4 protein-coding genes are annotated in these 7,497 nt (G+C 58.8%); all 4 read left to right on the top strand.

Annotation, left to right across the window (positions count from 1 at the left end; genetic code table 11):
* Positions 1 to 123: 123 nt before the first annotated feature.
* Positions 124 to 2,340, top strand: coding sequence for a glycosyltransferase (locus AC1D1Z_RS31515; protein WP_477852768.1), 2,217 nt, complete (start codon positions 124 to 126; stop codon positions 2,338 to 2,340).
* On the top strand, positions 2,253 to 4,244 hold the full coding sequence (locus AC1D1Z_RS31510; protein WP_477852766.1) for a class I SAM-dependent methyltransferase: 1,992 nt from the start codon (positions 2,253 to 2,255) through the stop codon (positions 4,242 to 4,244). Before AC1D1Z_RS31515 ends, AC1D1Z_RS31510 begins: the two co-directional genes overlap by 88 nt.
* A gap of 28 nt (positions 4,245 to 4,272) precedes the next feature.
* The gene (locus AC1D1Z_RS31505; protein ID WP_477852764.1) at positions 4,273 to 5,526 is read left to right on the top strand and encodes a twitch domain-containing radical SAM protein; all 1,254 of its coding nucleotides are present in this window, start codon (positions 4,273 to 4,275) and stop codon (positions 5,524 to 5,526) included.
* A 100-nt stretch (positions 5,527 to 5,626) separates the two neighbouring features.
* On the top strand, positions 5,627 to 7,497 hold a 1,871-nt coding region (locus tag AC1D1Z_RS31500; protein WP_477852762.1), incomplete at its 3' end, for a caspase family protein.

Below are 7,497 nucleotides of genomic sequence, written 5' to 3'. Positions count from 1 at the left end.
CTTCTATCTCGAACGACGCTGGGCCCTTCTCATGTCGAAATGGAAGCCGATCCATATCCTGAGCTACGGGCAGAATGTGGAAGCCTTCATCGCCTCAGCTCCCGGAATCGCACTGGGTCGCCGATGATGCTTAACCTCGATATTGTTTATGTGGCAGATGTCCGCTTCGAAGGAGGCACGTCGACGGCACTTGTCGCYGAAATCACGGCTGCAGCCAAGGCCGGACTGCGCACCGGGCTCCTGGCTGTCAAGGGTCCACTGATCAGTCTGCCATTTCAGATGCATCCGGAGCTCCGCCGGCTGATCGACGAGGGGCTTACGGAACGTCTCGATCCCGATCAGCTGATCCGGTCGGCGATGGTCCAGGTCCACCATCCGACGATCATGGAAAACAGGCCGGATAGACCCGTCAAGATCATCGCGGACATGGTTCTGGTCGTACTGCATCATCCGGTCCTCGATGCTGCTGACCGTATCCAGTATGATCTTCAACGTGTCACGCAGCATGTACGCGAGACCTTCGGCAGGCCCGCCATTCTCGCTCCGGTCAGCGCTGTCGTGCGATCGACCCTCCCTGTCTGCCTGCGGGATGGCGTGACCGTCCTCGATATCAACTGGGACAATCTGCTCGATATCGAGGAGTGGGACCAGCGCCCGGATCGGCCGGTTTCGCAGCCGATCGTGATCGGCCGTCATTCGCGACCGGACCCTTTGAAATGGCCGTTGCCGGCCGAGGTACTACAGATCTATCCATCCGATGCGACGCGCTACCGGATCCGCGTTCTTGGCGGTGGCGCCTATCTCACCGACAGATATGGCAATCTGCCTTCCAACTGGGAGATCTTTCCCTTTGCATGGGAGGGCGTTTCGCGCTTCCTCGCAGGGCTCGACTTCTACGTATATTTCCACGATCCGTCCTGGTCGGAAGCATTTGGCCGGACGATCCTTGAGGCCCTCGCCGTCGGGCTGGTCGTCGTGCTTCCGCCGACCTTCGAGAGCCTTTTTCAGGACGCGGCGGTCTACTCGGTCCCGGCCCATGTCGAGCGGGTCATCCAGCGCTACAGTGACGATCCGAACCTTTATCGCGAGCAGTCGACGCGCGCCAGGTCCTTCGTCGAGAACAACCATGCCGCAGCCTCCTATGCCGATAGGATCCGCAAGGTCTTGGGTCAAAGCCCGGATTTCTCGATCGAACAGCCGTCACCGCGAGCAATCGATCCCCTCCCGCGGCGCAATGTTCTCTTCATGTCCTCGAACGGCATCGGCGTCGGCCATCTGACGCAACAACTGGCGATCGCGCAGCGCCTGCCTCGCACGCTGAATTCCGTGTTCACGACGATGGCCTATTCGATGAGGGTCGCGGCCGAAGCAGGGTTTCAATGCCATTTCCTGCCGCATCATCGCGCCTTGGGTGCCGAGGCAGGCGACTGGAACAACACGCTTGCAGAGGAACTCTTCAATCTCATCGCGCACCTGCGACCGACCGTCTTTGCCTATGATGCGACCGCAGTCTTCGACGGGGTCGCACGTTGCCTGTCGCTCTATCCGGAGCTGTTCAAAGTCTGGGTCCGGAGACCAATGTGGCGCCAGGAACACGCGATGTTCCTGGATTATTCGGACCGCTTCGACGCTGTAATCGAGCCGGGCGAACTCGCGCAGGATTTCGATCACGGACCGACCGAATCATGCCGTCATGAGGTGCTTGTCGTTCCCCCGGTCCTGCATGTCGATCCGAGGGACCGGATTCGTCGTGAGGACGCGCGCGACCTGCTCGACCTGCCGGATGATGCGACTGTGGTTGCAATACAGCTCGGCGCGGGAATCAATTTCGACATGGGCGAGGTGCGCAACAGGTTGATCCGGGAAGTCCTGCGCCACCCGAAGGCGCTCGCGCTTGAGATACGCTCACCGATCGCCGTAGGTGCCCAGCAGGCGGAATCACTCGGTGAGCGACATCGGATCGTATCGCTGTTTCCAAGCTTTCGCTACAGCAAGGCCTTCGATGCGGCCATCTCGGCCGCAGGCTACAACGCCTTTCACGAACAGGTGCTTGGCGCAATTCCGACGCTCTTCGTTCCGAACGAAGCCGAAGAGATGGATCTTCAGATCAATCGTGGACGCTGGGCCTCTCTCACCGGCCACGGCTGGCTGCTGCGGCGGGACTTCGACCTACCACTTGCGGCGAGGTATGTCGAGCAGCTTCTCGACCCTCTTGAGCAGCAACGCATCGCATCGCGCTGTGCCAGTATCGAATGGACGAATGGCGCGGCCTTCATCGCACGCTTCGTGGAGGACCACGCCAGAATCGTTCGAACCGACAGGGACTTGACACGGGGATGAGCGACCCGGCAGAAAACGGGGCGGTTACGCTTTGCTGCAACATTTGCGGCGGGCACGCATTCGGTGACACCTATGGCCGGCCTGACAGTGCATTTCTTCGGAAGAACGTGCGGTGTCTGTCCTGCGATTCCCTCGAGCGGCATCGGCTGCTTTTCGAATGGCTGAACCGCAACAAGTTCTTCGAAAAGGATTTAAAAATCCTGCATCTGGCGCCAGAGCCGTGCCTCGCAAGGTTCTTCAGCCGGCGCTACGGCTCCTCCTATCGGTGCGGTGATGTCGATATCGAGCAGTATAGCGACATCCCGACGATAGAACAGATCGATCTCTGTCGCGATCTTACTGGTTTCGAAAAGCGGTCATTCGATTTGGTGATCCACAATCACGTCCTCGAGCACCTGCCCTGTGACTACGCGGATGTCGCACGGCAATTGCACGCGCTTGTCAGACCTGGCGGCTATCACATATTTGCGCTGCCATTCTTGCCTGGAGGCTATCGGGAACACATCGGCGTGCTCGACCAAGCCGAGCGAAGCCGCCTGTTCGGCCAAGTCGACCATATGAGGATATTTTCGCCTCACGATCTTGTCGGCACGCTCGGCTCGGTACTGCCGATTTCCGCGTCTTACAACGCAACTGAACTGGTGCCCCGCGAGCGGCTGCGCGAGATTAACATTCCGGAATGCTGTTGGTTCGGCTTCAACAACAATGCGCTTTTCATTCTCCCAGGTGACGGGCCGGCGATGCCCACTCGTTCCGTGTGCCTTATACCGGCCCTGGCGATGCCGGCTATTCCACGACAACGCGCGGTTGATCGGGGTGGGAAGGATATCCTGTTCGTCTCGGGAAACGGGATCGGTCAGGGTCACCTGACGCGGCAACTCGCAGTCGCCAGGCACCTTCCGAAAGGCTTTTCTGCAGCATTCTTGACGATGAGCTACAGTGCAGCGATCGCGCGGAGCCTCGGCTTTTCCGTCCATTTCTTGCCGCATCATCTTGCGACCGGCGAACAGTCGGTAGAATGGAACCGGCGCCTGACCCAGGAAATTGAACTGCTCCTCGACGCGCGGGGCAGCAAGACCTTGGTCTACGACCTGAACTTCGTGTTCGACGGCCTGGTAGACGTGTTGAAGCGGCGTGCCTGGCTGAAGACGATGTGGATCCGTCGCGCCATGTGGCCGCAACACCATGCCGGCTATCTTGGTGCATCGGTCCATTTTGATATCGTCGCCGAGCCGGGCGAGATTTCAAGGGAGTACGATCTTGGGCCGACGCGGGGTGAGGCCCATAAGGCTCGGCTCGTGGCCCCGGTCCTTCTGACGGACCCTGGCGACCGCCTGGAAAGGGACGCCGCGCGAGCGACCCTTTGCCTGCCGCAGGAGGCGACGATTRTGCTTCTCGACATCGGACGAACCTCCAATCCGGATCTCGCCCGGCGCCATGAGGAGATTGCCGAGAGGCTGTTGCGTCGCCCGGGTCTGCATCTTGTGGAACTCGTTTCTGCCCTATCCTCATCATTATCATCGAAAGAGATTGCTCCGAACCGCTCGAAAATCGTCGCCTACCCCTCCTTTCGTTTCAGCAAGGCCTGGGATGGCGCAATCCTCAGGTCGAGCTACAATGCGTTCCACGAAAGCATTGTAGGGTCGGTACCGACATTGTTCGTCCCGGATGAAACAAGCGACATGGATCGCCAAATCGATCGGGCACGCTGGGCGGAAGATCATCGGGTCGGTCTGCGTTTGCTCGGAAGTGACACAGGGAGTGAACTCGAAGCCAAGCTCGACCGTTTGTTGTGCGAAGACACGCGTTCACGATTGGCCGCGGCCTGCGACAGGCTGACATCATCACGTGGCGGCTGGCGCAATGGCGCGGTCGAGATCGCGGAGTTGCTTGCTGGCGCCTAAGGTTTCGAGAGAACAGGAGATCGTGGCCTTGTCCGTACCCGGAAACCTTTGCTTGATGCCCTGGCTGCACGCCCATGTCGATGCGCAAGGCGTGCGCGGGCTCTGCGCAGTTGACCTTGGACGTTTTGAGGTCGACGACGACAAGATGGGGACGAGCCTTCAGGATTATTGGAACGGCGAATCCATGCGGACGGTGCGGCGTCAGATGCTCTCCGACGAGCTTCCCCACCGCTGTCGTCTCTGCAAGGGTGACGGAAACCGGGCCCAAAGCCTGAAGGATGAGATCAACGAGCGATGGAAGGAATGGCTTCCCCATGCCGTCAGCGAGACGGACGCGTCGGGCAGCACGACATTGACCCCCTTCAGTTTCGACTATCGCAATTCGATCTGCAATCTCAAATGCAGGATCTGCGGGCCGCGATCGTCGACCGCGCTGGAAGCCGAAGCACGATCCAATGACGCGATCGGCAGGGTCGAAGCGCATGTCGGCGCCTGGGACCGCACCTATCAAGTGCGACGTGGACAGGCGATCAAGGCATCACTGCTGGAACTTCAAGAGGCCGTCGCCAGTGGAACGATCCGACATCTTTACTGGGCGGGTGGCGAGCCGCTCTTCGATGACACGCACTGGAAAATCATGCAGGCGCTGGTGGAAAGCGGGCAGGCCGGCAATGTCGATGTCGTCTATAACACCAATCTTACCATGCTTTCCTTCAAGGGGAAAAGCGTGGAAGAGCTCTGGCCCTCGTTTCGCTCGGTGCATGTGCAGGCCTCGGTGGACGGCCTTGGTGCATGTGGCGAATTCATCCGAAAGGGCTTTCAGACAGAGGTGTTCATCCGCCATGTAGATGCCCTCATCGCCCTTTCGCGCAACAATCCGACGATACATCTTTCATTCGATATCACGCTCACGTCTGTCGGACTCCTTTATCTCGGCGATCTCCTTGAGTTCGCCTTGCGGCGGCGCGTCAGGCTGACGGCAAAGCTCATGAAACCGCGCGACCAGAATTATTACCTGGCGCTGGAGGCCCTCCCGACCGAGGTGTCACGTGATTGGTCGGGCCGATGGATGACATGGATAGCGGCGCATGACACCGACGACCTGCTCGGCTCCGTCTACGATACGCTGCTGCATCACCTTCGCCACCGGAGCGAACCGGATCAGGATCTCCTCTCGACATCCAGAGACACGCTGGCAGCCTTCGATCAGGTGCGTGGTGAAGCGGGAATCTTTCGACACCTTTGCGCGATTGACGATCGGCTCGTGCTTTTCCCCGGCTGACTAGATTACTGACATCGACGACTCCTTTTGAGGCCATTATTTGACATCGGGCGGGCGTGCGTTGAATATATTTCGACCTTCTTTTGAACAGGCGTGACCGATGCTTCGCTTTCTCTTTGTTACAACAGCTTTCATCTTCGCGGCGATGGGTGCAGTGGCACATGCGGAGGACCGGGTCGCATTGGTCATCGGCAATGGTGGCTACCAGCAGTTTGCCCACCTGCCGAATGCCGCGAGCGACGCCGAACTCATAGAGAAGTCCCTGACCAAAGTGGGCTTCAAGACCTTTTTTCTGAAGGATGGCACGCGCCAGCAGATGGCCGATTCTCTGAAATTGTTCATTGCCGCCGTCAACAATAAAAGCAGTGTTGTCGTCTATTATGCGGGCCACGGCATCCAGTATGATGACGAGAATTATTTGATTCCAGTCGACAGCAAGCTCAGTTCGCCCTCCGACCTTCCGCTCGAGACATTCGGTCTCGGGATGGTGACGCAGGCACTGGAACGCGCCCATCCGAAGATATCGGTTATCGTCCTGGATGCCTGCCGCAACAACCCGCTGCGGGGACAGAAGAACATATCGCTGGCGGATGCGGCAGTGCCGGGACTTGCCAAGATTACAGGACCGCTTGGCACCTTCATCGCCTTTGCCACTGCGCCTGGCCAAGTTGCAACCGATGGCGCGAAGGGCAATAGCCCGTTCACAAGCGCCTTGTCCGAGGTCATGATGGCGCCGGGCCTGCCAATCGAGCAGGTGTTCAAGCGCGTTCGCGAACGCGTCATCGACGAGACGGCCGGCGCGCAGGTACCCTGGGACAATTCCTCGCTGACAAGCGAATTCTTCTTTACGAACGCGGTCGCGGGCATACCAAAATTCAACGCCCGGGCTACTGAAGACGCGCAGTCCTGGCAGGCTGCCGCGGATGTCGACACCGTGGGAGCTTATGAGACATATCTGCGCGGCTTTCCGAACGGCCTTTTTACGGATCTTGCGCAGATGCGTATCGGTTCACTAAACGAGGCCAAAAACAAGAGTTCCGGCGGACAGACCGAGGTCGCAGGACTTGCGAGCGATCGGAAGATCAATGCGGCAGACGATCTCTCGACCTGGAATGCGATCCCGGAAAAGGGACGCCCCGAACAATATCGGGATTATCTGACGCGCTTTCCCAACGGCGTGTTTTCCAAGCTTGCACGTCTGAGACTGGAGGACGCCTCTCAGGGAAACCTCAATCAGATCCAGGGTATCACGACGAAGATCAGGCCGAACTACGAGGAGTTTGCCGATACACCACTCTATCCCGAGATCACCGAATGCGATCGTGAGGCCGGCCATGTCCAGGAAATCGCGGATCCCTCGGTCGGTGTCTATTTCAAGCAGGTCGCTCCCGGTAAAGCCATTCCTGCTTGTCTGACCGCTCTCAAGCAATATCCGGACAGCCTGCGCATCCTGATGAATTATGGTCGCGCAATCGATGCCGCCGGCCGGCATGACGAGGCGCGCGAAATCTACCGGACGGGAGCAGATGCAGGCTTTCCGATCGCCTATCGCTCGCTCGGCGATGTCTATCGCGATGGACGAGGTCTCGAAAAAAACCTCAACGAGGCGCGCTACTGGTATGTGCTCGGTGCGGCCAAGAAGAACGTCTTTGCCGAATACAATCTGGCTTTGATCTACGAAGGTGGACTGGGCGTCGAGAAGAACCCGCTTAAGGCAGCCTACTGGCTGTGGAGAGGTGCAAAGCAGGGCTTTGCACCTGCTATGGAGTCGCTTTCGAAATATTATCTCGATGGCACCGTTCTCGCCAGGGATCCGGCACAGGCCGAACTGCTCCTGCAGGGTGCCTCAGAGATGGGTCATATATACGCCGAGCTTAGACTGGGCGACCTTTACATCGATGGTAATGAGTTAAGGAAGGATCCGCTGGCGGGCGCGCGCTGGATCTCGCAGGCGGCCCGGCAGGGTTATAA

Source organism: Rhizobium sp. P1_E1, assembly GCF_056406015.1.
The sequence above is the reverse complement of the archived record's forward strand: the minus strand, read 5'-3'. Positions and strand labels throughout refer to the sequence as shown.